Below are 25,755 nucleotides of genomic sequence, written 5' to 3'. Positions count from 1 at the left end.
TTTTAATCTTATGGCTGTTCGAGTTTTATTAAAATTAAGAAGTATTTTAATTGAAAGTAAAAAACACAGTATCATACCAATTTTTTTATGCCTGCTATTTATTTCTAATACTACTTTTTCTCAGAAAAAAGTAACAAAGAAGTTCCAAACCACATCAAATAAAGTAGAAATATCTACAGTAGGTTTAGACGATTTAGTAATCGAAAACTCCGAATCTGAATTTATTGAAATTTATCTATACTCAGAGAACCCAAATAAAAACCATATTATTTTCGAAGAAGAATATGATGTTGTAAAACTTCGGTTTAACATTCCTTCTTTCGAAATGGAAGACAAAATTTTTAGAAAATATATTACCAAAAGATTAAATAGAGCAAGAGCTGTTGTAAAAATTCCCTTTAATAAAAACATTTCTGTTTTTGGAGAAAAAATAGGAGTTTCTTCTAAAAGTTACAATGGAAATTTAAAAATTTATATGGAAGAAGGAACTGTAAAATTAGATACAATTCAGCAAAATTTATTAGTAAAGTTATATGTTGGTAATGTTTTTGGAACATTTAAAAAATCGAATGTAAATGTAGTTTCAAGAGTTGGCAAAATTAAAATTAACAAAGATTTTTATCAAAAAAAGTACAAAAAAACAGACAATTCTTCAGACAAAAAAATAGACATTACTTCTATAAAAGGGAATATTTTCTTAACAAGCCAATAAACGCAATAATATTGTTATTTTTGCAAGCACAAATTCAATAAAAAATGTCAAAAAAGACACTGGCAATACTTACGGTTTTAATCGCTATTATTTTAGATCAAGTTATAAAAATTTATGTAAAAACTCATTTTGCTTTAAATGAAGAAATTGTTGTTTTCGAATGGTTTAAGATCCATTTTACCGAAAATAATGGAATGGCAATGGGTATTGAGTTTGGTGGAAAAGCAGGGAAACTCTTTTTAACATTCTTTAGAATTATAGCAGTGGGTGCAATTATTTATTGGTTAAAAGGCACGATAAAAAGAGTTGTAAATAATGCAGTAGTTGTTGCAATTGCACTAATTTTAGCAGGTGCAGTTGGTAATATTATAGATTCGGTTTTTTATGGAGTAATTTTCGACGACTCTTACCACAAAATAGCTACCTTATTTTCCGACAATCCTTATGGAACACTATTTCATGGAAAAGTAGTAGATATGTTTTACTTTCCTATTTGGCAAGGAGTTTTACCAGATTGGATTCCTTTTGTTGGTGGAGAAATGTACACGTTCTTCCAGTATATTTTTAACCCTGCAGATGCCTATATTACCATTGGTGTAATTTTACTTTTTCTTTTTAACAAACAAGCTTTCCCAAAAGAAGAGAAAAAAGTCGCTGAATAATATTTTAGTATCTTTAATTTAAAATTTATTTTGATGGAATTTTTCGAAGTTTTCGATTCGAACTCGTTAAGTTATCAAAATAATTAAAAGATAAAAAAAATGCGCTTTTTAAAATACATTGCTATTTTCTTATTTGGTTTTTTAATAGCCAAGTTTTGGTACGAACCAAAGGTAGAAAATCACAAACAAGAAGAAATAAAAGTCGTGGTTCATGCCATTAAAAACATGAGTAAATTGGTGGTTTCTAGCGGAACTTTTTCTGAAGTTTACAATTATTCCGATTCTAAAAAATATTTTTACAATTACCTTTCTTTTGATAAGAAAGCCATTGTTACTGTAAATGCAAAGGTAGAGGTTGGGTATGATTTATCGAAATTAGAAATTCAGATAGATTCTGTTAAGAAGAAAATCTATATCAATAAAATACCAAAAGAGGAAATTGTAATTTCTCCAAATGTAAAATATTTCGATTTACAACAGAGTTCATTCAATACTTTTTCTAAAAGAGAATTGAATAAAATAAACGAGAAAAGTATCGAAAAAATCAAAGAAACAATAGAGGTAACCAACCTTAAAAAAGATGCAAAAACAAGATTGTTTGAAGAGTTATCTAAAATATACCAACTTTCTAATATTTACAATTGGAAAGTTGTAGATAATACGAATTCTGGGTTTTTAGAGCGGTTTAAAGATTAAAAAAAGCCGATACAAAAGTATCGGCTTCGAATAGTTTTTTTATTAAAACCCTGTTCCTGGGGCTTCAGGGCTTGCAGCTTGCGCTTTTTGTGGGTTCAATATCATATAAGTCCCTAAAGCTGTTAAAGCAGCATATTTACCATAATTTCCTATTTTTTTAATTGCTTCTTTACGCGTAATTTCTTGAGCAATATCTTCATTTTTTTTATTTTGATTTTCCATGATGTTTTGTCTTAAAATTATCGTTTTTATTCTATAATTATTTTTTTATTCAACTTGCCATTATTTGTAGTAAGTTCTACAATATAAACGCCTATTGCTAATTCTGGTATAGGAAATTCTTTTACTCCATTAGAATCGAAAGAAGTATTAAATACTTTTTTACCAAGAAGATTGTATAATTTTACAGATGCTTTTTCTTGTTGTAAACCGGCAATTCTTATTGTCGAATTATCAATTTTATAAATACTAATATTTTCTAAAGCTACCTCTTTATCAACACTTAAAACACTACTAGTAGTATGTATATAAAAGCGTCCAATACCATTTAAACTTTTTTTAATGTTAATTGTGTAGCTACTATCAACTTTATCTAGCCTTGTGAACGTATTTGATACTTTATCTTCTAAGAAAATCTTTAAATCGGCTGGAAAACTATTAGTTTGTAAAGAAAATGTTATTTGTTTACCTGCAGATGCATTAATACCAATAGGTATAATCATATTTTCGTAATTTACATTCGGTAAAGTTTGTATGGCAAGATTTTTACCTTGATTCTTAGAAACTAGCTGAGTATATATTGCGAAAGGGTTCGAAACACCGTTAAACATAGAACTGTCATAACCATCATCGAAACCAGTTGTTTTATTGTCTATATAAAAGATGTCTGTATGCTTTATGTTAGTGCCATCAGTTAAAGAAAGTTTAATTTGAGGTTTAGCTTCTTGCTTTAAAAAGGAACCTCCTCCTAAATGGGTTTGTAACGCTTCTGAAAAAGTTACATTTCCAGTAGCTAAAGCTTTAACAAAAAAACCTTGCCCAGGAGCTATTTTATATGCAGTTGTGCTATTTGTTGTAATATAATCTCCTACACCACTATTTGCCTCAGGATCCCAAAGCCAAATTGTTTTTTCTGTTAATCTTCCTGCTGTAATGTTATCTAAGAATGTACCACTGTTAATATAAGAAGTATATGGGTTTCCAATTGCATTAAATTGATCTCCAGTTGCTTTAACTTCTATAGAAACACCTGTATTGTTTGTGTTTAAAAAACCATTAAATGTTAGTGTTCCTGCAGTAGATTTTTTAGCAGTATAGCCTTTTCCTTCAGTAAAAAAACCAGGAACATCTGCTGTAGTATAATAATCCCATTTAAAAGTTGCTGCATTGGTATTTACGTAAGGTGCTATTCCACGTTTTGTTCCATTTGTTACTAAGCTTCCGTAAAAATCATCGATGTTTTTACCATTTACAGGAGAAGATATGGTATGCCAACCTTTTAAAGCGTCTCCAGAAGTAGAAACATATCTTTTATAATCTACAGTTCCTATTCCAGAGTGTGTTCCTTTTACAATTAAAGAACCATTGGAAGTTGCATTAGAGTTTATAGTAAATGTTCCATTTTGTGTTAAGTTTCCTTCGATAGTTAAGGAACCTCCAGCAGCTATAGTTAAAGATGAAGAAGCATCAATAGTAATATTATTTGCTACTGCTGTTGTACCAGAAGTAATTATTGGTTGTATTGTTACATTAGGTATTATTATATCGTCTGTAGCTATTGGTGTAGAATTTGAATTCCAATTACTGGCAGTATTCCAATCTGTTGTTGTTCCTAACCAAGTTATTGCTACTGTTGTAAAATTAAATGTTGTTTCATCGGATATTCCAGGAAAACTATTTCCAGAAGTGTCGTCTACTGCAGTAGCTGCAATTTGTATGGCATAAGCATTAGAGTTTATTAAATTGTTAATTGGGTTGATATAAATCTTGTCGTTTACGATTCCAATTCTTCCAGGAGTAGGAGAAGTTGTTGCTCCATCATTTTCGGTAGCTACATTAAAAGTTTCTACATCTGAAGCACTAGTTACATTACGAAGTGTAATAAAACCAGTTCCTAATGCAATATTTTCGTTAAAATCAATTACAATATTGTTGGCTGTAGCAACGTTAGTTGCATTGTCATTTGGTGTAGAGTCTGCACTGTTAAAACTTGGGTTTGTTTCATCTGCAGTTGTAAAATTAAATGTTGTTTCATCGGATATTCCAGAAAAACTATTTCCAGAAGTATCGTCTATAGCTGTAGCTGCAATTTGAATTGCATACATATTTAATTCTGTTAAGTTGTTTGTAGGATTAATGTATATTTTATCGTTTACGATTCCAATTCTTCCAGAAGTAGGAGAAGTTGTTGCTCCATCATTTTGGGTAGCTACATTAAAAGTTTCTACATTTGAAGCACCAGTTACATCACGAAGTGTAATAAAACCAGTTCCTAATGCAATATTTTCGTTAAAATCAATTACAATATTGTTGGCTGTAGCAACGTTAGTTGCATTGTCATTTGGTGTAGAGTCTGCACTGTTAAAACTTGGGTTTGTTTCATCTGCAGTTGTAAAATTAAATGTTGTTTCATCGGATATTCCAGAAAAACTATTTCCAGAAGTATCGTCTATAGCTGTAGCTGCAATTTGAATTGCATACATATTTAATTCTGTTAAGTTGTTTGTAGGATTAATGTATATTTTATCGTTTACGATTCCAATTCTTCCAGAAGTAGGAGAAGTTGTTGCTCCATCATTTTGGGTAGCTACATTAAAAGTTTCTACATTTGAAGCACCAGTTACATCACGAAGTGTAATAAAACCAGTTCCTAATGCAATATTTTCGTTAAAATCAATTACAATATTGTTGGCTGTAGCAACGTTAGTTGCATTGTCATTTGGTGTAGAGTCTGCACTGTTAAAACTTGGGTTTGTTTCATCTGCAGTTGTAAAATTAAATGTTGTTTCATCGGATATTCCAGAAAAACTATTTCCAGAAGTATCGTCTATAGCTGTAGCTGCAATTTGAATTGCATACATATTTAATTCTGTTAAGTTGTTTGTAGGATTAATGTATATTTTATCGTTTACGATTCCAATTCTTCCAGAAGTAGGAGAAGTTGTTGCTCCATCATTTTGGGTAGCTACATTAAAAGTTTCTACATTTGAAGCACCAGTTACATCACGAAGTGTAATAAAACCAGTTCCTAATGCAATATTTTCGTTAAAATCAATTACAATATTGTTGGCTGTAGCAACGTTAGTTGCATTGTCATTTGGTGTAGAGTTTGCACTGTTAAAATTAGGTGCAATATTATCTAAAACAATAATAGAAATTGCTTTTGCAAAATTATCTGTACCATCATTGGTATTTACTCTTATACTATAAGTTCCAGCATTTAAAGCAGATGAAGTTCTTAAAGTACTACCACTGATGTTAAAACTACCATTATTTGTGCTCCCAGAACCACTTACTAAAGAATACGTATGCGAATCTGCTGCATCTGCATCTGTAGTAGATAAAGTACCTACTGTTACATTTGTGCCTGTTGCAGTTTGGTTTATAGAGCTAGGTGATAAAGTGATATTTGTAGGAGCGTTATTAGCGGCTACCACACCTGTAACTAATAAATCATCAAATAATAATTCTCCTTGTGAACCTTGGGAGTTAAAAAGTACACGAACAATCATAGAAGAACCAGTTCCAGAAATTGAACTTGTTATTTCTTGTGAAACTTGACTGACTACAATATCATCACCACCCCCAGTTATTCCATTGTTAGATGCATCGTAATAATATTTTCCATCACTATTAGCACCACCTGTATTAATAATTGTTTGAAAAGCAGCACCATTTATGGAAGTTTGTACTCGCAAAAAGTCATTTGAATCGTATCTACCTCCATTATTACCTCTTGGTGCAGCCAAACGGAATTTAAAGGTAAGAGAAGAAGCGCCAGTAATATTTATAGCGTTTGTAGTAATAGAATGATCTCCACTAAAACCAGCACCATCATGATCTTCTAAAGCAATAACCTTTCCAGTAAAACCTGTTACAGTATTCCCTAAAGGCAATGAACCTGGGTTTGCTCTGGTAATATAGTCAGGTCCATTAACATTAAAGCCAACAGCGGTTCCCACAGAATTTTTTAATTGATAAGTGTCAAAATCTGTACTACCTTCAAAATCTTGAGAATATAAAGTTGTTACTTGTGCATAATTTTTACTTATGGGTAAAATAAACGCTAATAATAAGACGAGAAGTATTTTTGTTTTCATGATTAAAATATTTTAAATATAAACTAGGTATAAAAATATTAATTATTTTAAATAAAAAAACAGGTATTTATACCTGTTTTTTATTTTGCTTTTTTAACTTCTACTGGGATAAACACCAACTAAAGCAATTATATAATTTATAGCAAGATAGGGCTGCATATTATTATGCGATAAATTACCTCCTTGATTATGAACAGTTGTGGTTGTTTTCACAGAATTAGTGTTCATTTCTGTATTTGGTATTTCATTACTAAAAACTTCAGAGCCAGAGGTTGTGCCACTTGCAATGGATACACCTGCTTTTAGAGTGTCATCATCTCCTGGGTTATTTTGCCCATACAGTTTAGATGCTGTAGATGCAATATGATTATGAATAGGCATTTCAGGAATTGTTAAAGTATGTGTTTCTTGTCCACCTCTTTGTCCCCAAAATTTTGGTGTGAGTCCAGGTCCATTTCCAACACTTATTGGAGCTCTACCTCTTAAATCGGGTAAGCCAAAAGTGGTTCTTCCATCGCCACCATAAGTAGTTCCTAAAATTGAAAATAATGATGAGTTTGATGAAATTGCTAATAATTGTCCATTGCAGAATGCCCAACCTTTTGGTGCGAAATTTCCTGCAAAAATTGCTACGTCTCCTATGTATGGGTCTACTGGCATAATATTGTTTTTTTAGTTCGTAATTTATTTTATTGTAAGTTCGGGTAATTTTATTTCTATTAGATTACCATTGTTAGTACTAATTTCTAAAGAACCATATTGGTTTATAGTAAGGGTAAGGTCTCCACCACCTTCATATCTATAATAAGCTTCTGTTGTTTGTACTCTTATTAAAACACCCCAAGTTTCTTTGGGTATTGGGTAGCCAATTATTTTTTTATCGCCTAAATCTAAAAGAGAAATTGTTCCTTGACCATAAATAGAGAGTATACCATCGCCTAAATTGTCTATAGTTTGCGATGTTTTGGGTTTTATATTAAAAATTCTGTTTCCTGTGCTTCCTTTAAAACCACATTCGTATTTGTAGTTGTTAGTAATGGTTAAATTATACATTGTGCTGTGTTTTATGTTACATAAGCAAATGTAGTTTCGATTATTAGTAATTTAAAGACTGGAAACACTTCATTGTAAAAACAAGTAATACTACTTGTTTTTAGATATTAAAATCTGGAGAAATTTCTATTAATTTTTTTTGTATGCCATAAATAACCAAACCAGCCACATTTTTAGATTTTGTTTTTGCAAGTAAATTATTTCTATGCCCTTCTACTGTTCTAGGGCTAATAAAAAGTTTATCGGCAATTTCCATAGTTGTGTATTGATTACAGATAAGCTCTAAAACTTCTATTTCTCTGTCTGAGAGAAGTTTTTTATCTAAATCGCTTTTAATACGTTTTCCACTGGAAGAAATAATATTTTCATAAACAATTTTTAAGACTTCTTCGTCATAATAAAATCCTTTTTCAAACACTTCATTAACAGTATGGATTACCATTTTAGGGCTGGTGTTTTTAAGTAGATAAGAAGATGCACCAACATCTATCATGTTAGTTATAAAAGATTTGCCACCATAACTAGTTAAAGCAATTATTTTTATGTTTGGGTGTCTTTTATTAATAATTTTTGTAGTCTCAACACCATTTAGTTCTGGCATTTTTAAATCCATTAAAATAACATCTGGAAACTCTTCTGTATTGCTAAGAAAATTTACCATTTCTTGTCCATTATCTGCTTCAAAAATAACATTAAAATTGGCTTCTCTTTCTAAAAGAAAACGAATCCCTTTTCTAAACAACTGTTCATCATCTGCAATGGCAATATTTATTTTTTTCATTTGGAGGGATTTATGATGGTTATCGTTATTTTAAAACCTTTATTTAAGGCAGTTTCAATAGCATAATTACCTTTTAAAATTGCAATTCTACTTTCTATGTTTTTCATTCCTAATCCTTTTTGATGATGTTGGCTTTTAACATCAAAACCACAACCATCGTCAGAATAAGTAAAGAGTAAACTTTTTGATGTACAATTTATATTTAATATGCTATTTTTTGCTTTTCCATGACGTACGGAATTGTTAATTAACTCTTGAACAATTCTAAATAAATGCAATTCTTTTTCTGGAATTAAATATGCTTTCGTGTATTCTAAATTATATTTTATGTTAATTTTTCTACTGTTACTAAAAGAATCTGCCAATTCTTCTATAGCGTCTTTTAAACCAAATTTATCTAAAATTGGAGGTAATAAATTATGAGCTATTTTTCTGGCACTTTCTAATGTTTTGCCTGTTGTTTCTAAAATGGTATTATTAATTGTTGAATATTCTTCATGTTTTAATTCTCCATCTTTTAAAAGATTGGCATTTAGGTTAATTACATTTAGTTTAGAGCTAATATCATCATGCAAATCTTGTGCAATGCGTTTGCGTTCTTCTTCTTGGGTAATAATTATAGATTCTATAATTTCTTTTTGATGGTTAATTTCTAAAGATTTTTTCTCTAACTCTTTTTCAACAATTTTCTTTCTAGAAAAGAAGAAAAATGTTAACAATGCACCTCCCATTAAAAGAAGTAATAGAGTTCCTATTATTACTATAGCAATCACTTGGTTGTCTTTGGTAAAGAATTCTTCCATTAAAGGTTTTAATTAAGTAAAACGAAATTAAGGAAAAATAATTTTATGCTAAATATAGGTGTAAAAAGGATGGTTTATCTAACTAATTTTAAAAACAGGTGTTTCTACTTGTTTTTAAAATTATTGCTATTTTTCTATACTTTTTTGCAAGGAAAATGGTTTTCTAAAGTTTTTATACCACTCTATAAAAATTAATATTTGATAAATTAAGTACAAGATAATGTTTAAAAACCAAACATATCTTTTTATATTTTTTGCAGAACCTGAATCGTTTACAAAGTTGCCAACAGAAAATAAAAAAGTACTTGAAATTAAATAAATAAAAATTCCTGAGTTTATATAAATAAATTTTTTTGAAAAATTGAGGTTTTCAAAAAAGTGCAAAAAGGAATAAAAGATAATAGGTAAAGAAGTAATAATAACTTCAATTAAGTTAAATTGGTAATATTCGTTTGGCTTTATAATGTATATAAGTAGTACTAAAACAGGAATAACAATTAAACATAGTTTAACTAATTTTTTTTTAATCTCAATTTCAAAAATATTTTTATAAAAAAAACTCAATAATAAAAACTGACCTACAAAATAATAATGAGATAAAAATAGGTTGGGTGTTTTATAGTAACTTAAATAAGAAGTCCATAACTGTATTGTTAAAGAAAATAAAAGGTAAAAACATATAATTTTAAAAGCTACAGAATTTTTTCGATAGCTTTTAAAATATAAAATAGTATTTAATAACAAAACGAAATGGCCAAAATAGATAACTATTTTAAATGGATTCATAAGTTTTTAATTAGGTCCACCATTTAAAGGACTATCATCATCACAAGCAGAAGGACAAGGCTCTGTAAAATCATAAATATCTCCACCTTCTGAATCTAATACATCTGCGTCTTCAGAAGATAATTTTAGCATGTCTTTACCGTTTTTATCAACACCAACAATCATTAATTTTTCAATAAAAACATTTTCACCTTCAACTTTTAATTTTTCTACTCCAATATAACCTCTAACACCTGCTACACCCTCTTCTTGCAATACTTCAATTAAGTCTTTTTTAGGAATATTAAAGGCTCTGCACTCAAAATATTTGTTGTAAGAAGCTTCATCATCTCTCCATTCTTTAGCCCATTTTTTTGCAGTTTTTAAACTAATGGTATTTCTTGGATTTGGTTTTGGGGCATCATTCGGATTGTTCATTTTTTTTTAAAAGTTTAGTTAATAAATAAGTTTGGTTAGATGTTAAAAATATATAAATTAGTTGAAAACGTAGTATTAATACCTAAAATTAAATTTAAAAAGAGTTTTTTTTCTTGGTTTATAGCTAATTATTATAGATGTTTTCCTATGGAATGTATTTAAAAACTTGTATTTTCGTTTTATGTTATCGTCTTTAGAATTGCAATTAAAAACCTTACCAACTTCTCCAGGAGTATATCAATATTTGGATAAAGAAGATACAATTATTTATGTAGGTAAAGCAAAAAATTTAAAGAAAAGAGTTTCTTCTTACTTCACAAAGAAACACGAAAACGGAAAAACAAGAGTTTTAGTAAAAAAGATCGTTCGTATAAAGCACATTGTTGTAAATACAGAAACAGATGCTTTATTATTAGAAAATAATTTGATAAAAAAATACAAACCACGATATAATGTTTTATTAAAAGACGATAAAAGTTATCCTTGGTTATGTATAAAAAAAGAACGTTTTCCACGAATATTTTTAACACGAAGAGTTATTAAAGATGGCTCGGAATATTACGGGCCTTATACTTCAGTAAAAACAGTACGTGTTTTGTTAGATTTAATTAAAGAACTATACCCATTAAGAACTTGCAAGTACGATTTAAGTCAAAAAAATATTAACGAAGGCAAGTATAAAGTTTGTTTAGAGTATCATTTAGGTAATTGTAATGGTGCTTGTGAAGGGTTAGAAACGGAAGCGCATTACCAAAATTCAATAAAAGAAATTAGAAATATTATTAAAGGGAACTTTAAAGAAAGTATAGATAAGTTTAAGAAAATGATGCTCGATTTTTCCGAAAATATGGAGTTTGAAAAAGCCCAAAAAATTAAAGAAAAATTAAATATTTTAAACAACTATCAAGCAAAAAGTACCATTATAAACCCATCTATAAACAATGTAGATGTTTTTTCTATTATTTCTGATGAAACGCATGGATATGCAAACTTTTTAAAGATTTCTAACGGTTCCATTATTCAATCTCATACCACAGAAATTAAGAAGAAGTTAGACGAAACTGATAAAGAATTGTTAGAACTCTTTATTGTTGAAATAAGACAACGTTTCAATTCGCAATCTCCAGAAATTTATGTGCCTTTTAAAGTAAATTTAGGAGAAACTGTAAAAGTTACCATCCCAAAATTAGGCGACAAAAAACGCATCGTAGATCTTTCTGAAAGAAATGCCAAGTATTACAGAATGGAACAATTTAAACAAATTAAAATTGTAGATCCAGATAGGCATATAAAACGAATTATGGCGCAAATGAAAAAAGATTTACGACTTTCTGTGGAGCCAAGACATATAGAATGTTTCGATAACTCGAATATCCAAGGAACAAATCCTGTGGCTGCTTGTGTGGTTTTTAAAGATGGAAAACCCAGTAAAAAAGATTACAGACATTACAATATAAAAACCGTGGTTGGGCCAGACGATTTTGGTTCTATGGAAGAAGTGGTTTATAGAAGATACAAGCGTTTGTTGGCAGAAGACGAGCCTTTACCACAATTAATTATTGTAGATGGAGGAAAAGGACAATTATTCTCAGGTTTAAAAGCTTTGGAGCGATTAGGTTTACGAGGTAAAATTGCCATTATAGGAATTGCAAAACGTTTAGAGGAAATTTATTATCCAGGAGATCCAATTCCTTTGTATTTAGATAAAAAGTCCGAAACCCTAAAAATTACACAATATTTAAGAAACGAAGCACACAGATTCGGAATTACATTTCATAGAAATAAACGTAGTAAAAGTGCCATTCAATCGGAATTAGAGCAAATTCCTGATGTTGGTAAACAAACAATTACAACTTTATTACGTACATTTAAGTCTGCAAAGCGAGTTAAAGAAGCTTCTTTGGAAGATTTAAAGAAATCGATTGGACATGCAAGAGCCATAAAAGTGTATGCGTTTTATCACCCCAAAAAAGAAAAAGAAAAATGAAAAATAGCTTAGTTTTATTCTTATTGATGTTTCCAATGTTGTTATTAGGACAACAAAAACAGCCAAAAGTTGGGTTGGTTTTAAGTGGTGGAGGTGCAAAAGGATTCGCACATATTGCTATTTTAAAAGAAATAGATAAAGCCGGCGTTCAATTAGATTATATTGGCGGCACAAGTATGGGCGCTATTATTGGTGGTTTTTATGCAGCTGGTTATTCTGCAAATCAAATAGAAGAAATTATTTTAAAAACAGACTTTCTAACGCTTCTTAGAGACGATTTACCAAGAAGCTCAGAAACTTTTTTCGAAAAAGAATTTGGAGAAAAAACAGTAATTACTTTGCCTGTAAATAAAGGTAAAATAGGGTTGCCAAAAGGTGTTTCTAAAGGGCAAAATATTTTAAATTTATTGTTAGAATTGTTCGATTCTGTAGATGGCAATCAAGATTTTTCGAAACTTCCAATTCCATTTTTTTGTATCGCTACAGATGTAGAAAATGGAGCTCCAGTAATATTAGAAAAAGGTTCTTTACCAATATCTTTAAGAGCGAGTGGTTCTTTTCCATCGCTTTTAAACCCTGTAGTAATAGAAGATAAACTTCTAATTGATGGTGGCATTGCAAATAATTTTCCTGTTAGTATTATGAGAGACAAGGGAATGGATATTGTAATTGGAGTAGATGTGGAAGGAAAATTATTTCAAAAAGATAAAATTAACTCTGTTGTAGCTTTATTAAACCAAATAATGAGCTACCAAATGTATAGCAAAACAGACGAAGAAATAAAAAAGTTAGATGTTTACATTCATCCAGAAATATTCGATTATACAGTTGTAGATTTTGATAAAAAAGCCGAAATTATAGAAAAAGGCGCTGTTGAAGCTAAAAAATATGCAGAAGTTTTTAAGCAAATTGCTACAAAACAAGTTGTAAAGAAAAAAAGAAAAACGATAAAATTTAGCAATGAAAAATTAAAAATTTCAGAGGTTGGTATACATGGACAAGAAAATTACACTAGAGCTTATATTTTAGGAAAATTAAATATTAAAGAAGGAGATAGTTTGTCTAGACACAACATTACAGAAAAAATATACTTACTATCTGCCACAAGGAATTTTAATAGAATAGAATATAATTTAATTAAAAAAGTAGATGATAGCTATTTATTAGATTTTAACATTAGAGAATCTAACGAAAAGGCAAATTTAAAACTAGGCATACATTACGATCATTTGTATAAATCGGGTATAATTGCTAATTACAATCACAAAAGTATTTTAAAAAAGAACGACATGCTTTCTCTAAATGTTGTTTTTGGAGACAATTTAAGATACGATTTTACCTATTTTGTAGATAATGGGTTTTATACAAGTTATGGTTTTAGATCTAGGTATAATCATTTTCGTTCTCAAGTGCCTTTTAACGAAATTGCTTCTCCGAATATTAAGAGTGTAAACTTAAAGTATTCCGATTTTACAAATGAGATATTTCTACAAACAACATTTAATAGAAAATTTGCTTTAGGTGTAGGAGTAGAGGTAAAAAAAATACAAGCTTTAACAGATAATATAAGCCCATTAAATAATAACAATATAGCAGACGATAGTGTTTATTTTAATGTTTTAGGTTATTTAAAATTAGATACTTACAATAAAAAATATTTTGCTACCAAGGGAGTTTTCGCAGATTTAGGTTTTAAATGGTATTTGCTTTCTTCCGATTTTGCAAATAATTTCGAACGCTATGCACAAGCAAAAGGTAAAATAGGTTTTGCAACTTCTTTTTGGGATAATTTTACATTACAATATACAGGAGAAGCTGGTTTTTCTTTGAGAGAAGTAGAATCTGACGTTTTTAATTTCCAATTAGGAGGAAACAATCAAAATTACATCAATAATTTTATTTCTTTTTATGGATATGAATTTGCAGATTTAAGCGACAAATCTTTTGTAAAATCTGAATTTAATGTACGTTACAGATTTTTACCTAAGCATTATTTTTCTGCAATTGCAAACTATGCACGTTTAGATAGTAATGTTTTTAAAGATATCGATTTGTTTAAAAATATAAAATCTGGCTATGCAGTTGGTTATAGTTACGACTCTTTCCTTGGTCCTATAGAGTTAAAGTATAGTTGGTCTCCAGACAAAAATGAAAACGTTTGGTTGTTTAATTTAGGTTTTTGGTTTTAAAATTTTAAATAAAGTACAAAGTATTCAGTACAAAGTATTTAGTACAAAGTATTCAGTACAAAGTATTCAGTACAGAATTTGTCACTTCGACTGTAATATGTAAATCTTATTTATTGAATTTCTATATTTTATATTTTTCGACTTCGCTCAAAATGATTTGCTAAATTTACTTTTGAGATAGCTTAATTTATGTATGCTTAAAGACTTGGTTGTTTTAAAATATTATAATTGGTTTTGTTTCGTGCTTAAATGAAACTCTTCATATGTTTGTAATAAGCTCATTAAAGCAGTAATTAAATCTTTTGTTTCTAATAAAACACTAAAATATAAAGTGGTGTTTTTAGGACTTGTTTCGTCGGTTCTAATTCTAGAAACTTGTTTTTCAATCGAAGCAGAAACACTCGTTAATAACTCATTCTTTTCAATAATAAGCGCATTTAAATCATCTAAATCTCTATTTTCGAAAATAGTAGCTTCTTTAACTAATAAAGTAGATAATTGGATGTCTATTCCTTTTAAATCTTTTATTTGCCCCTTCTTTAAATTTTTATGATTGTTATTTACGTGCTTGTAACTCGCTCTAGAAATGTAACTAATAGATTGTGCAACATCTTGTAAATAACCTAAAACCATAATATAGAATCTACTTGCTTGTACAGAAGTTTCGTCTAAAGATTTAATAAAATAGAAAACACCATCTTTTAAACCATCGATTTCGTCGTTTAATTTATTTACGTGTTTATCGGTTTTACGTAATTTATTTAAATCGTGATTCGCTAAATCATTTACAACATTGGTATATAATTTATTTACACGTGTAATAACTCCAGAAATATGATCTGCACTTTCCTCAATTACGCCATTAATCGTAATTAATTCTGCTCTTTCTATATATTCTTGTTTTTTAATTTCTTTTGTTTTATTTCTGTGGATTAACGTGTTTCTTCCTATCAATAAAGCAACAATTGCTAATAAAATAGGAATCATAACCATATTCCAGCTAATTAAATAAGCTACAACTGCAGCTGCTAAAAACGCTGTAATTGCCGTTAAAAACCAACCACCAATAACGTTAAGAACTCCTGCAACTCTATATACTGCACTTTCTCTTCCCCAAGCTCTATCTGCTAAAGAAGTACCCATTGCAACCATAAAGGTTACATAAGTTGTAGATAATGGTAATTTCATAGAAGTTGCAAACGAAATTAAAATACCAGCAACAATTAAATTAACTGCAGCTCTTACCAAATCGAAAGCTGGTAATTCGTAAGTTTTATCTTTCGTTAAAGGAATTACTGGTTTCTGAAACTTAGAATCTACAAATACTAAAGTAGATTTTGGAATTATATAACTAATTCCTGCGTTAATTCCCATTGCTGCTCTTACTACAATTCTAGATAATGGGTTTGGTTGAAATTTCTCATGACCTTCTCCTTGTCTCGATAAATCGATTCCTGTTTTTATTACATTTTGTGCTTTGCTAGAAGTCCATAATGTAACAACCATAATTGCTCCAGCTAATAATAATAACCAAACATTAGAAGGTACTTTCTTCGCTAAAATTCCCATAGAAAAAGAATCTGCAGCAACACTAGAAATTTCCCAAGCTTGGTAAGAGTTCCAAGCTGCAATTGGTACGCCAACAAAGTTTACCAAATCGTTTCCAGAAAAAGCCATTGCTAAAGAAAAAGTACCAACTCCAATAATTAATTTTAAGATGTTTATTTTAAAAACCTGAATTAATAATTGAGAAATTAGAGACCAAACTACAAAACTTCCTGCAATAATTAAAAGTGTATTTCCTTCAATTAGAAACTTAATATCTTTATAAAAAGGAGTTCCTTTCATTCCTTTTATAATAATAAAATAGGTAATTGCAGTAATTGCAAAACCACCAAATAAAGCATTAATATAAGTGGCTCTTTTATCGAAATTAAAAGAATAAATTAGTCTCGATACAAATTGAACAATTGCACCAACAGAAAAAGCGACGATTACAGAGAGTAGTATTCCATAAATAATTTCTAATGCTTTTTTATGGTTAATGTAATTCCATATATCTAAAACAGATTGTGAGTCGTTTGCAGAAATTTTTATCAAAGAAATACAAACTGCAGCTCCTAATAATTCAAAAACGATAGAAACTGTTGTAGACGTTGGCATTCCTAACGAATTAAAGATATCTAATAATAAAATATCTGTAATCATTACTGCCATAAAAATAATCATGATATCCTGGAACATAAACATGCTTGGGTTAAAAATTCCCTTACGTGCAACTTCCATCATTCCACTAGAGGTTACTGCTCCAAAAAATACACCTAAACTGGCAATAATCATAATATTTTTTACAGAAATAGCTTTAGAGCCAATGGCCGAATTTAAAAAATTTACAGCATCGTTACTAACTCCTACAACTAAGTCTACAATAGCTAAAACAGCTAAAGCAACAAGCATTAAAATATATGGATCTCCCATTTTTCTTTAAAATTTAGTTTTGCAAATTTACGAACACGAAATGTTGCGAATGTTATGTTTATGTTATGTTAATTGTTTTAAAAATGAATGTCTACTTGTAATCTACAAAGTAATTGATTTGTCTTAAACCCTATGTTTGTATGGCTTACATACATCTGTTTGTATTTTTAATTTATGTCTTAATTGAATTCCAATATCTCTATCTCTATCTCTATCAATATTAAATCTACTATTTAATAAAGAACGATCTACTTGTTGCAAATTTGCAGAAGAAATTACACGTTCTCTATTTCCTGGTAATTTTGTTTGTCCAAACCATAAAACAAAGTTACCAGCGAAATTCCATTTTAAAACGGCATCCATAACATATATTGGAATATAGCTTGTGAGTGGCGAAATTCTAGATTGTTCTCTATTAGAAAAACCTAACTCAATTTTATATTTTAGTTTTGGCGAAAAAGCAAAACCATCGAATTTTAAACGAGATCGTCTAATTAACATCGAAGATTCTAGATTGGAAAGTCCATTTTGTACATCCCAATTAGAAGTTGCTAAAGTTTGGAATCGTAAACTAATTTTCATGGTAAAAGTGCTGTCTTTTCCAACTAAATTAAAAAGACCTTCGCCAAATTTTGGTGCATTTATTTTTTTGGAGTTTGTATCTAAAAAATAGAAAATACAAATAATCATTACTAACGTACGTAGTAACTTTAAAATCATAAAATAGTAGTTTTTGTCGTTGCAAAGAAGCGATAAAAACGTTAATTTAATGTTAAGTTAACGTTAATTTAAAGAAAACTATCTTTAGCTAAGATAGTTATATTATAAAGTAATTGTTAACAAAAACTAAAATTTTATAAAAAAGACATTCTTTGTAAGAATGGCTTAAAGATTTATTTTTAATTTGAAGACAATGTTTTTTTAAAATTAATAAAACGTTAACTATTTTTTCTAACTTAACATTTAGGTAATGTTTCTGTAACTCAATAATAATTTACAACTAACATAGAATTTACAAAACAGGTAGACTTTTGCAGAAGTTTAAAATACGAAATAATGAAGAAATTTTTATGTATTGCTTTTATCGCTTTAAGTCAAGTTTTAATAGCACAAGACAAAGGAACTGTTAAAGGGTTGTTAACGGATAAAGAGATGAGCAACGAACCATTGGCATTTGCAAATGTTCTTATAAAAGGTACAGCAATAGGATCTACTACAGATTTCGATGGTTTGTATTCTTTTAAAGTACCTGCAGGAACACATACAGTTCAGTTTAGCTTTGTAGGTTATAAAACAATCGAAAAAGTATTTACAATAAAAGCTGGAGAAACAGTTACATTAAACCAATTAATGTCTGCAGAAGAAGGTGTTGGTTTAGATGAGGTTGTTGTTAAATCTTCTACAAGTAAAGAAAAGACGAGTGCTTTAATTTTAAAACAAAAGAAGGCAGTTGCTATTACTACCACTATTGGAGCACAAGAATTATCTGTAAAAGGAGTTTCTGATGCAGAGGGAGCAGTTACAAAAACAGCAGGTGTTTCTAAAGGATCTAAAAATGTTGTGGTAAGAGGTTTAGGAGATCGTTATAATTCTACCACTTTAAATGGCTTGCCTTTACCATCTGAAGATCCAGAATATAAAAATATATCCTTAGATTTTTTTGGAACAGGTATTATAAAAAATATTGAAGTAAATAAAGTATTCACATCAGAATTATATGGAGATGTTGGTGGTGCAAACATTAATATTGCATCAAAAGAATTGATAAAAAAGAGTTTGTTAAATGTAAATGCTTCTTTAGGTGTAAATACACAAACAGTGTCTAAAGAGTTTTTAACGATAGATGGAACGAATAGATTTGGCACTCAAAAAGCGAGCATTTCAGTAAACGATTTATCTAAATATTCTTTTAGAAATTCGTTTAAACCTCATAGTCAAGATTTTCAATTGAACAATAGCCTTTCTTTTGCTGGTGGAAAAAAATACGATGTTGGAGAAGACACTTTTAGCTTTTTTATAGTTGGTGGTTTCGATGGAAGTTACAATTATATAGATGGAAACATTAAGCAAACAACAAGTTCTGGAGAGATTTTTCAAGACCAATCTTTTACGAAATATGAATATAATGTTTCGCAAATTTTAATGGCGAACTTACAATATAAATTCGAAGAAGGTCATAATATTGCTTACAACCATTTATTTATTCATAATAATAAACAATCTATTGGAGATTATTTAGGTTTTAATAATCCAGAACAAGATGGCGATTTAGAGTTTCAAAGAAGACAGCAAACAAATAATAACGAGTTATATGTAAATCAATTAATTGCAAATTACAAGTTTACAGAAAGACTAGATTTTAAAGCAAAAGGTTCTTTAAATTTTATTAGAGGAAACGAGCCAGACAGAAGAACGAATAAATATTTATTTAGAGATAATTATTACAGTCCAGAAACAAGTTCTGCAGGAGAGAACGAACGTTATTTCGCAAAGTTAGAAGAAAACGATTATGCAGCAAAAGGAAAGTTTTCTTATAAATTGAAAGAAGACGAAGAAGATGTTAGTACTTTAGAATTTGGAGGAGATTATAGATATACAGAGCGTTTATTCTCGGCGACTATTTTTAATCACGATTTTTCTAGCAGAGTTGCTATAGATATCGAAAATCCAGATGCTGTTTTTTCTCAATCTTCGATAGATAATAATATTTTTGAATTAGAAACGGGTAGAGGTGGAGCAAGTAATCCAAATGCATTTGTTCCTTTTACTTACAGAGGTAAAAGACAAATATTTGCAGGTTTTGGTAATTTAGTATATCAATTAGGAGATAATTTTATCGCTTCTGTTGGTGGTAGATTTGAGAAAATTCAACAACGAGTTACTTATAATACAAACATTGCACAATCTGCCATAGATGGAGCTTCAAATTTAGATAGAACGTATGTTTTACCAAGCTTCAACTTAAAATATAACTTTAACGAAAACAGTATTTTAAGAATTGCAGGGAGCCAAAGTTATACGTTTCCACAGTTTAAAGAAACTGCTCCATTTAAATATCAGGATATAAGTTTTTCTTCTCAGGGAAATCCAGATTTAAAACCTTCAGATAATTATAATTTAGATGCTAAATACGAATACTATATGTCTTCGTCTGAATTATTTACAGTAACTGGTTTCTACAAATACATTCAAAATCCTATATCTAGAAGTGAGATTCCTTCAGGAGGAAATACATTAACGTATTTAAATGTTGGAGACGATGCAAGTGTTTATGGAATAGAAATAGAAGCTAGAAAAAACATTTACGAAATTGAAGATAAAGATTTAAAAATTATGGGAGGTTTAAATACATCTTACTTAGTTTCTAATGTAAACTTAGATGCAAATTCTGTGGCACAATTTACAAATACAACAAGCGATTTAGAAGGAGCAACACCATTTTTAATAAATGCAGATATTTCAATCAACAAAAAATACAACGATAATACGTTTATTTCTTCATTGGTATTTAATTATTTCAGTGAGAGAGTTTATTCTGTTGGAACCAGAGGTTTTGCAAATATTTTAGAAAAAGGGATCCCAACATTAGATTTGGTTTCTTCTTACGAGTTTAACGAAAACTATCGTTTAAAACTAAAAGTAACAAACTTATTAAACCCAAATTTTCAATTATCTAGAGCAGGTTTTAATGGAGGAGATAATGTTGTGTTAAGTAATTATAAAAAAGGTGTTAATATAAGTTTAGGATTCTCTTACGATTTTTAGGTTTTAGTGAGTTTTAATAACAATTCTTTAAAATTTAGGTAAGACAAAAGAAACATAATTAGTTCAATTTTGCAGAAGATAATCAAACAAACAAACAATTAAACAAATTAATAAGAAAAAATGAAAAAATCAATTTTATCAATCGTAGCAATTGCATCTTTAGTATTCGCTAGTTGTTCTTTAAGCGACGACGATAACACTCCAGTAACTGGAGGAGATGTAACACCACAAAATTTAGCAGGGAACTTAACATCCGATTTAACTTTAAAATCTGGAATTGCACACAATTTAACAGGAGCTCTTTTAGTAAAAGATGGAGCAACTTTAACCATTGAAGCAGGTACAACAATTAATGCATTAGCAGGTGGTACAGATGTTTATATTTTAGTAGAAAAAGGAGGAAAGTTAATAGCAGATGGTACTGCAGCAAATCCTATTAAATTTACATCTAGTGCTACAAATCCAAAAGCTGGAGATTGGGGAGGAATTATTTTAAATGGGAAAGCACCTTTAAGTCGCCAAACTGGAGCAGAAAGTAATGCAGCAACAGAAGTTAAAAATTCAATTTTATTTGGAGGTTCTGTAGCAGCCGATAATTCAGGAATTATAAACTATGTAATTTTAGAATATACTGGAGCAAGAATAGATGACGAAGCAGAGCACAATGGTTTAACTTTAAACGGAGTTGGTTCTGGAACTACATTATCTAACATTGCTATTTTAAATGGAGATGATGATGGTATTGAGTTTTTCGGAGGAACAGTAAATGCATCTAACATTTTAGTAGTAAATGCGAAAGACGATATGTTCGATTTTACACAAGGTTATGTTGGAACTTGTACAAATTTATACGGAATTAGAGAAGCTGGTTATTCTGCAGTAACAAAAGACCCAAGAGGAATTGAAGCAGATGGTAACTTAGATGGAAAATCTACTTCAGACATAAATCAATCGAACTTTACAGTTAATGGTGTTACTATTATTAATAACAATGCTGTAAAAACAACAAATGGTGCAGAGTCTGGAGGAATGACTGATGGAATAAAAATAAGACGTGGAGCCACTGCAACAATTACAAATGCTTATTTAGCCTTAGGTTCTGGTGCTAAATTTGACGATGTAGTTGATTTACAAGATAAAAGAGGTGATGCTAATGATAAAACATCTATTACTGTTAATGCAAATACTGCAAATGGTTTAGATATTAAAGATATTAAAAATACAGTTTCTGGCGGGGCAACTATTAAGTTAACTGCTGCAACTTCTGGTGGAGCAGATAAATCTGTATTTACTTGGACTGGTTATAAGTTCTAAGTAAAAAACAAGAATGAACATAAAAAAGCAGGCTTTAAGCCTGCTTTTTTGTTTTAAATAAATTTTAAAAATAATATTTTATTCTGAAGCTTCAGTAGCTTTGTATAAATCTCCTCCTGCAATTCCATCTACAAAGGCGATTAAGTCTTTTTTAGAGGTTTTGTTAGCATCGAACTGAATGTTTGCAACGCTATCTTTAAAAATAACTTTTGCCTCTAAAACACCTTCTTTTTTAGATAATTTAGATTGTATTGTTTTAGCACAACCAATCTCACAAGTCATTCCAGAAATATGTAAGGCAACCATTTGTTGTTTTGCTGCAACAACCTCCGTTTTTTCAGTTGTTTTAGTATTTTCGCTTTTACAACCAACTAGTGTAAAACTTGCAATTACTACTGCTATTACTATTTTTTGAATTCTCATTAGATTTAATTATAAAGTGATGTTACAAATTTATAAATAATAAGTTTCTAATTTAAAGAATTGTTAGACTTTTGCAACTTATTTAACACACTATGAGCAATCAGCAACAAAAATGGCTTTATCTATGTTTACTTTCCTTAGTTTGGGGAAGTTCTTTTATTTTGATGAAAAAAGCGTTGTTGGGTGTTACTCCAATTCAATTAGGAGCATTAAGAATGCTTTTTACAGCGATTTTTCTACTTTCTGTTGCACCAAAATCTTTAAAGAAAATTCAGAAAAAACATTATAAGTATATTGTTTATACTGCTTTAGCAGGAACTTTTATTCCTGGTTTCTTATTTGCATTTGCAATTACAAGTATAGATAGTGCTGTGGTTTCTATTTTAAATTCACTAACGCCTTTTTTTACCTTAATTTTAGGTGCTCTTATCTTTGGTTTTGCGTTTAAAAGAACACAGTTATATGGTATTTTAATTGGTTTGGTGGGTACTTTAATTTTAATATTGAATGGAGCTGTTGTAAACCCGAATCAGAATTATTGGTTTGCTTTGTTAATTATTATTGCTTCTGTTGGTTACGCTTTTAATGCAAATATGGTAAAGAAGTATTTACATGATTTAAATGCGCTTTCTATTGTAACTGGTAATTTTTTATTGCTAATTGTTCCAGCACTTATTGTTTTAGCATTTACAGGTTTCTTTTCAACTTTTAGTTTTCAAGATAAAATTTTAATAAAGTCTTTAGGGTATTTGGTGGTTTTATCGGTTCTAGGCACTGGAGTTGCAAAAACAATTTATAACAAATTGGTTCATATTTCAGACCCTGTTTTTTCTTCTTCTGTAACCTATTTAATTCCATTAGTGGCAATTTTTTGGGGAGTGTTAGATGGAGAAAAGTTAAGTCCGCTTCAAATATTTGCAGGAAGCATTATTTTGTTGGGGGTTTATTTGGTGAATAAGAAGAAGTAGTTTTTTTAGTTTCAAAGTTTCAAAGTTTCAAAGTTTCAAAGTTTCAAAGTTTCAAAGTTTTTCTCGTAAAGTCACGAAGGCGCAAAGTTTTTTTGTTCATCTTAAATTTCTTGATTCTTGATTCTTGATTCTTGATTCTTGATTCTTGATTCTTGATTCAAAAAAGTCTTCGACAAGCTTAGACTGACATTTCGAATTTAAATTGTAATTTGAAGAATAAAAGAAAAATTTCAAATAAATCTACAAACATTCTCCGTGAAAATTTTTGGAATCTATGTCAATAAAAACACAAAAAAAGAGTCAAAACACAAAGTCTTGACTCTTTTAATCTATTAGATTATTCTGTACTAATTATTTAAAATCAGCTTCAGAGACTCCTTCGTTTATTTTAATTTCTTTTACTTTAAAATCAAACGACATTGGACCATTTTGTATGCCAATAGAATGAGGGAACATAATTCCATTTACTGCTTTATAATCTGAATAAACAGTTGGAGTTTCTATTTCTTTTCCATCGGGTGTTTTTACAGTTTTTACTTCTTTTACTTTTAAACCAGAAGTCATATCATAATAAATATCAGTATCATTATATTTTAAAACAATTGCATTTTTGCCATCTATAGGCTCAATTCTTACTAATTTACCAGTTGTATATGCTAAATCGCTAAAAATAGCATTTCCACTTTTTGCTTCTGCAATTTGTTCTGGAGTCATAGGTGTTTTTTGACCTCTAGATTCGGAAAATCCAGTAGTACCATTAAAAACAGTTTTTTGCATTACATTACCCATAACAGAAATTTCTTGCGAAGATTTGTTTGGAGATAACGCTTTTATTTTCATAACCAAAGGAGTTCCTTGAATCGTTGCGTTGGCAACCATCATTGTAGTTTTAACATCCATTACCTTGTCTTTACCTCCAATGGCTTCTAAATATTTATTTATTACAGTTTCAGCTGTCATTCCATCAGGAATTGGCAAAGTCATTGCTGGTTTTGTAGTAGGATTTCCTTCTTTGTCGAAATATTTAATAACGTAGTCTGTTTTTTCAAGATTTTTTAGAACATCTATTCCTTTTCCAGTAACAACAATTCTTGCTTTATCTCCTCTAAAATATTTAATTGCAGCATTTTGTACATCATCTACAGTTACAGAGTTAATATTTTTAATATAGTTTGCATAAAAATCTTCTGGTAAATTATAAAGTGCGATCTTTAATTCAAAGTTAGCTGCGGTTTCAGGCTTTTGAACATTCATTACAAAATTACCAATGTACTCTTCTTTAGCATCTTGTAGTTCTTTTTCGGATACTTTCTGGTAACGAATTTTATTAATTTCTTTTTGTATTTCTACAATAGAGCTATCAGTTACCATATTTCTTACACTTGCATAAGCTTTAAAAACGCCAGTTTGTCTACTTTGGCTAATACTAGAGTAAGAACCATAAGTGTATGCTTTGTCTTCTCTTAAATTATTAAAAAGTCTGGCAGAACCACCACCTCCAAGAATTTTATTTGCTAATAAAGCAGCATAATAATCTTTATCTCCTAGAGTTAAATCTATTGAATTTACAATTGAAACTTCAGATTGTTTTGCTGTTGGCATGTTCACAAAATCAATTTCTGTAGTAGAAACATTTTCTGGTTTTGGAAAACTAGAAACAGGGATTACTCCTTTCTTCCAATCAGAAAACAGCTTTTTCACTAATTCTTTTGTTTCATTTGGGTTAATATCTCCAACAATAACTAAATAGGCATTGTTTGGTCTATAGTAAGTATTAAAGTTGTCTTTAACATTTTGTAATGTAATTTTGTTTATAGATTCTTTGCTTGTAAATTGTCCATTAGGATGTTTTTTACCATAGACTAAAAGTCTTTCAACTCTGCTTGCAATCGCAGGAATGTTTTTCTCTGTAGCTTTTAAGCTTTCTAAAGTTACTTTTTTTTCTTTATCGAATTCTTCTTGAGTAAATTGAGAGTTTTTTATACCATCTGCCATTAAACCCAATACTTCAGGGAAGTATTTTTTTAAAGATCTAGCAGAAGCGCCAGAGCTAAAAAAGCCTACATTTGCACCTAAATAGTCTACTTTCTCGTTAAAATCGTCTTTAGAGATATTTGTAGTTCCTCTTCCCAGTAAACTACCCATCATGTCAGAAACTCCAGCAATTTCTCCTTCAAAGTAAGGTTTGTTGTCTATTTCTAAAGTAGCAGAAACTCTCGGTAATTTATGGTTTTCTACCATAATTACTGTTAAGCCATTGTCTAAAGAGAATTTTTTTGCTTCGCCTAATTTTATAACAGGATCTGGTCCTGGAGTAGGCATTTTACTTCTGTCTATTTGCGCATTTGTGGCAAAAGACATTGTTATAATTGCTATTAATAATAAAATTTTTGTCTTCATCT

19 protein-coding genes are annotated in these 25,755 nt (G+C 29.6%); 8 read left to right on the top strand and 11 right to left on the bottom strand.

Annotated elements, in window-relative coordinates; genetic code table 11:
- Positions 1 to 10: 10 nt before the first annotated feature.
- The 3 genes from J3359_RS07735 to J3359_RS07725 all read left to right on the top strand — a co-directional run bounded on the left by J3359_RS07735 (position 11) and on the right by J3359_RS07725 (position 2,070).
- Positions 11 to 712 carry a hypothetical protein gene (locus tag J3359_RS07735; protein ID WP_208080130.1) on the top strand — a complete coding sequence of 234 codons (702 nt, stop codon included), beginning with the start codon at positions 11 to 13 and terminating at the stop codon, positions 710 to 712.
- Between the two features lie 44 nt (positions 713 to 756).
- A complete protein-coding gene (locus J3359_RS07730; RefSeq protein ID WP_208080129.1) occupies positions 757 to 1,374 on the top strand; it encodes a lipoprotein signal peptidase in 618 nt (205 codons plus the stop codon).
- A 99-nt stretch (positions 1,375 to 1,473) separates the two neighbouring features.
- Entirely contained in the window at positions 1,474 to 2,070 is a 597-nt protein-coding gene (locus J3359_RS07725; RefSeq protein WP_208080128.1) for a DUF4230 domain-containing protein, read from the top strand.
- A 42-nt stretch (positions 2,071 to 2,112) separates the two neighbouring features.
- Here J3359_RS07725 and J3359_RS07720 read toward each other — a convergent pair whose 3' ends face one another.
- The 7 genes from J3359_RS07720 to J3359_RS07690 form a co-directional block, all read right to left on the bottom strand.
- Positions 2,113 to 2,292, bottom strand: coding sequence for a hypothetical protein (locus J3359_RS07720; RefSeq protein ID WP_208080127.1), 180 nt, complete (start codon positions 2,290 to 2,292; stop codon positions 2,113 to 2,115).
- Positions 2,293 to 2,318: 26 nt separating this feature from the next.
- Positions 2,319 to 6,389, bottom strand: a complete 4,071-nt coding sequence (locus J3359_RS07715) for a DUF8693 domain-containing protein (protein WP_208080126.1) — start codon at positions 6,387 to 6,389, stop codon at positions 2,319 to 2,321.
- A 93-nt stretch (positions 6,390 to 6,482) separates the two neighbouring features.
- Complete coding sequence (locus J3359_RS07710; RefSeq protein WP_208080125.1) at positions 6,483 to 7,049, bottom strand: phage tail protein; 567 nt, start codon at positions 7,047 to 7,049, stop codon at positions 6,483 to 6,485.
- A gap of 24 nt (positions 7,050 to 7,073) precedes the next feature.
- Positions 7,074 to 7,442 carry a hypothetical protein gene (locus J3359_RS07705; protein ID WP_208080124.1) on the bottom strand — a complete coding sequence of 123 codons (369 nt, stop codon included), beginning with the start codon at positions 7,440 to 7,442 and terminating at the stop codon, positions 7,074 to 7,076.
- A gap of 100 nt (positions 7,443 to 7,542) precedes the next feature.
- The gene (locus J3359_RS07700; protein WP_208080123.1) at positions 7,543 to 8,223 is read right to left on the bottom strand and encodes a response regulator transcription factor; all 681 of its coding nucleotides are present in this window, start codon (positions 8,221 to 8,223) and stop codon (positions 7,543 to 7,545) included.
- Entirely contained in the window at positions 8,220 to 9,026 is an 807-nt protein-coding gene (locus J3359_RS07695; RefSeq protein ID WP_208080122.1) for a sensor histidine kinase, read from the bottom strand. Before J3359_RS07695 ends, J3359_RS07700 begins: the two co-directional genes overlap by 4 nt.
- A 792-nt stretch (positions 9,027 to 9,818) precedes the next feature.
- Positions 9,819 to 10,229, bottom strand: coding sequence for a hypothetical protein (locus J3359_RS07690; RefSeq protein WP_208080121.1), 411 nt, complete (start codon positions 10,227 to 10,229; stop codon positions 9,819 to 9,821).
- Between the two features lie 181 nt (positions 10,230 to 10,410).
- Between J3359_RS07690 and uvrC the strand changes: the two genes are divergently transcribed.
- Together uvrC and J3359_RS07680 are read left to right on the top strand one after the other, a co-directional pair.
- Positions 10,411 to 12,216, top strand: a complete 1,806-nt coding sequence (gene uvrC / locus J3359_RS07685; protein WP_208080120.1) for an excinuclease ABC subunit UvrC — start codon at positions 10,411 to 10,413, stop codon at positions 12,214 to 12,216.
- Positions 12,213 to 14,405 (top strand): patatin-like phospholipase family protein, encoded by a 2,193-nt coding sequence (locus J3359_RS07680; RefSeq protein WP_208080119.1) that lies wholly within the window; start codon positions 12,213 to 12,215, stop codon positions 14,403 to 14,405. The genes uvrC and J3359_RS07680 overlap by 4 nt, the downstream gene beginning before the upstream one ends.
- A 222-nt stretch (positions 14,406 to 14,627) precedes the next feature.
- Here J3359_RS07680 and J3359_RS07675 read toward each other — a convergent pair whose 3' ends face one another.
- Together J3359_RS07675 and J3359_RS07670 are read right to left on the bottom strand one after the other, a co-directional pair.
- Positions 14,628 to 16,883, bottom strand: coding sequence for an inorganic phosphate transporter (locus J3359_RS07675; RefSeq protein WP_208080118.1), 2,256 nt, complete (start codon positions 16,881 to 16,883; stop codon positions 14,628 to 14,630).
- Between the two features lie 123 nt (positions 16,884 to 17,006).
- Positions 17,007 to 17,603 carry a porin gene (locus J3359_RS07670; protein ID WP_208080117.1) on the bottom strand — a complete coding sequence of 199 codons (597 nt, stop codon included), beginning with the start codon at positions 17,601 to 17,603 and terminating at the stop codon, positions 17,007 to 17,009.
- Between the two features lie 336 nt (positions 17,604 to 17,939).
- On the opposite strand from J3359_RS07670, the gene J3359_RS07665 reads away from it, so the two are divergent.
- Positions 17,940 to 20,648: a TonB-dependent receptor gene (locus J3359_RS07665; RefSeq protein WP_208080116.1), complete on the top strand. Its 2,709-nt coding sequence runs from the start codon at positions 17,940 to 17,942 to the stop codon at positions 20,646 to 20,648.
- 120 nt (positions 20,649 to 20,768) lie between these two features.
- Positions 20,769 to 21,962, top strand: a complete 1,194-nt coding sequence (locus J3359_RS07660) for a beta-helix domain-containing protein (protein ID WP_208080115.1) — start codon at positions 20,769 to 20,771, stop codon at positions 21,960 to 21,962.
- Positions 21,963 to 22,040: 78 nt separating this feature from the next.
- On the opposite strand, the gene J3359_RS07655 is transcribed toward J3359_RS07660, so the two are convergent.
- Positions 22,041 to 22,385 carry a heavy-metal-associated domain-containing protein gene (locus J3359_RS07655; protein WP_208080114.1) on the bottom strand — a complete coding sequence of 115 codons (345 nt, stop codon included), beginning with the start codon at positions 22,383 to 22,385 and terminating at the stop codon, positions 22,041 to 22,043.
- A 92-nt stretch (positions 22,386 to 22,477) separates the two neighbouring features.
- Between J3359_RS07655 and J3359_RS07650 the strand changes: the two genes are divergently transcribed.
- A complete protein-coding gene (locus J3359_RS07650) occupies positions 22,478 to 23,353 on the top strand; it encodes a DMT family transporter (protein ID WP_208080113.1) in 876 nt (291 codons plus the stop codon).
- Between the two features lie 351 nt (positions 23,354 to 23,704).
- Here J3359_RS07650 and J3359_RS07645 read toward each other — a convergent pair whose 3' ends face one another.
- Positions 23,705 to 25,753 (bottom strand): M16 family metallopeptidase, encoded by a 2,049-nt coding sequence (locus J3359_RS07645; protein WP_208080112.1) that lies wholly within the window; start codon positions 25,751 to 25,753, stop codon positions 23,705 to 23,707.
- Positions 25,754 to 25,755 lie beyond the last annotated feature (2 nt).

The sequence above is a fragment of the Polaribacter cellanae genome (assembly GCF_017569185.1).
In the GTDB taxonomy this organism is placed as follows: Bacteria; Bacteroidota; Bacteroidia; order Flavobacteriales; family Flavobacteriaceae; genus Polaribacter; species Polaribacter cellanae.
This window is presented reverse-complemented; position numbering and strand designations above follow the sequence as displayed.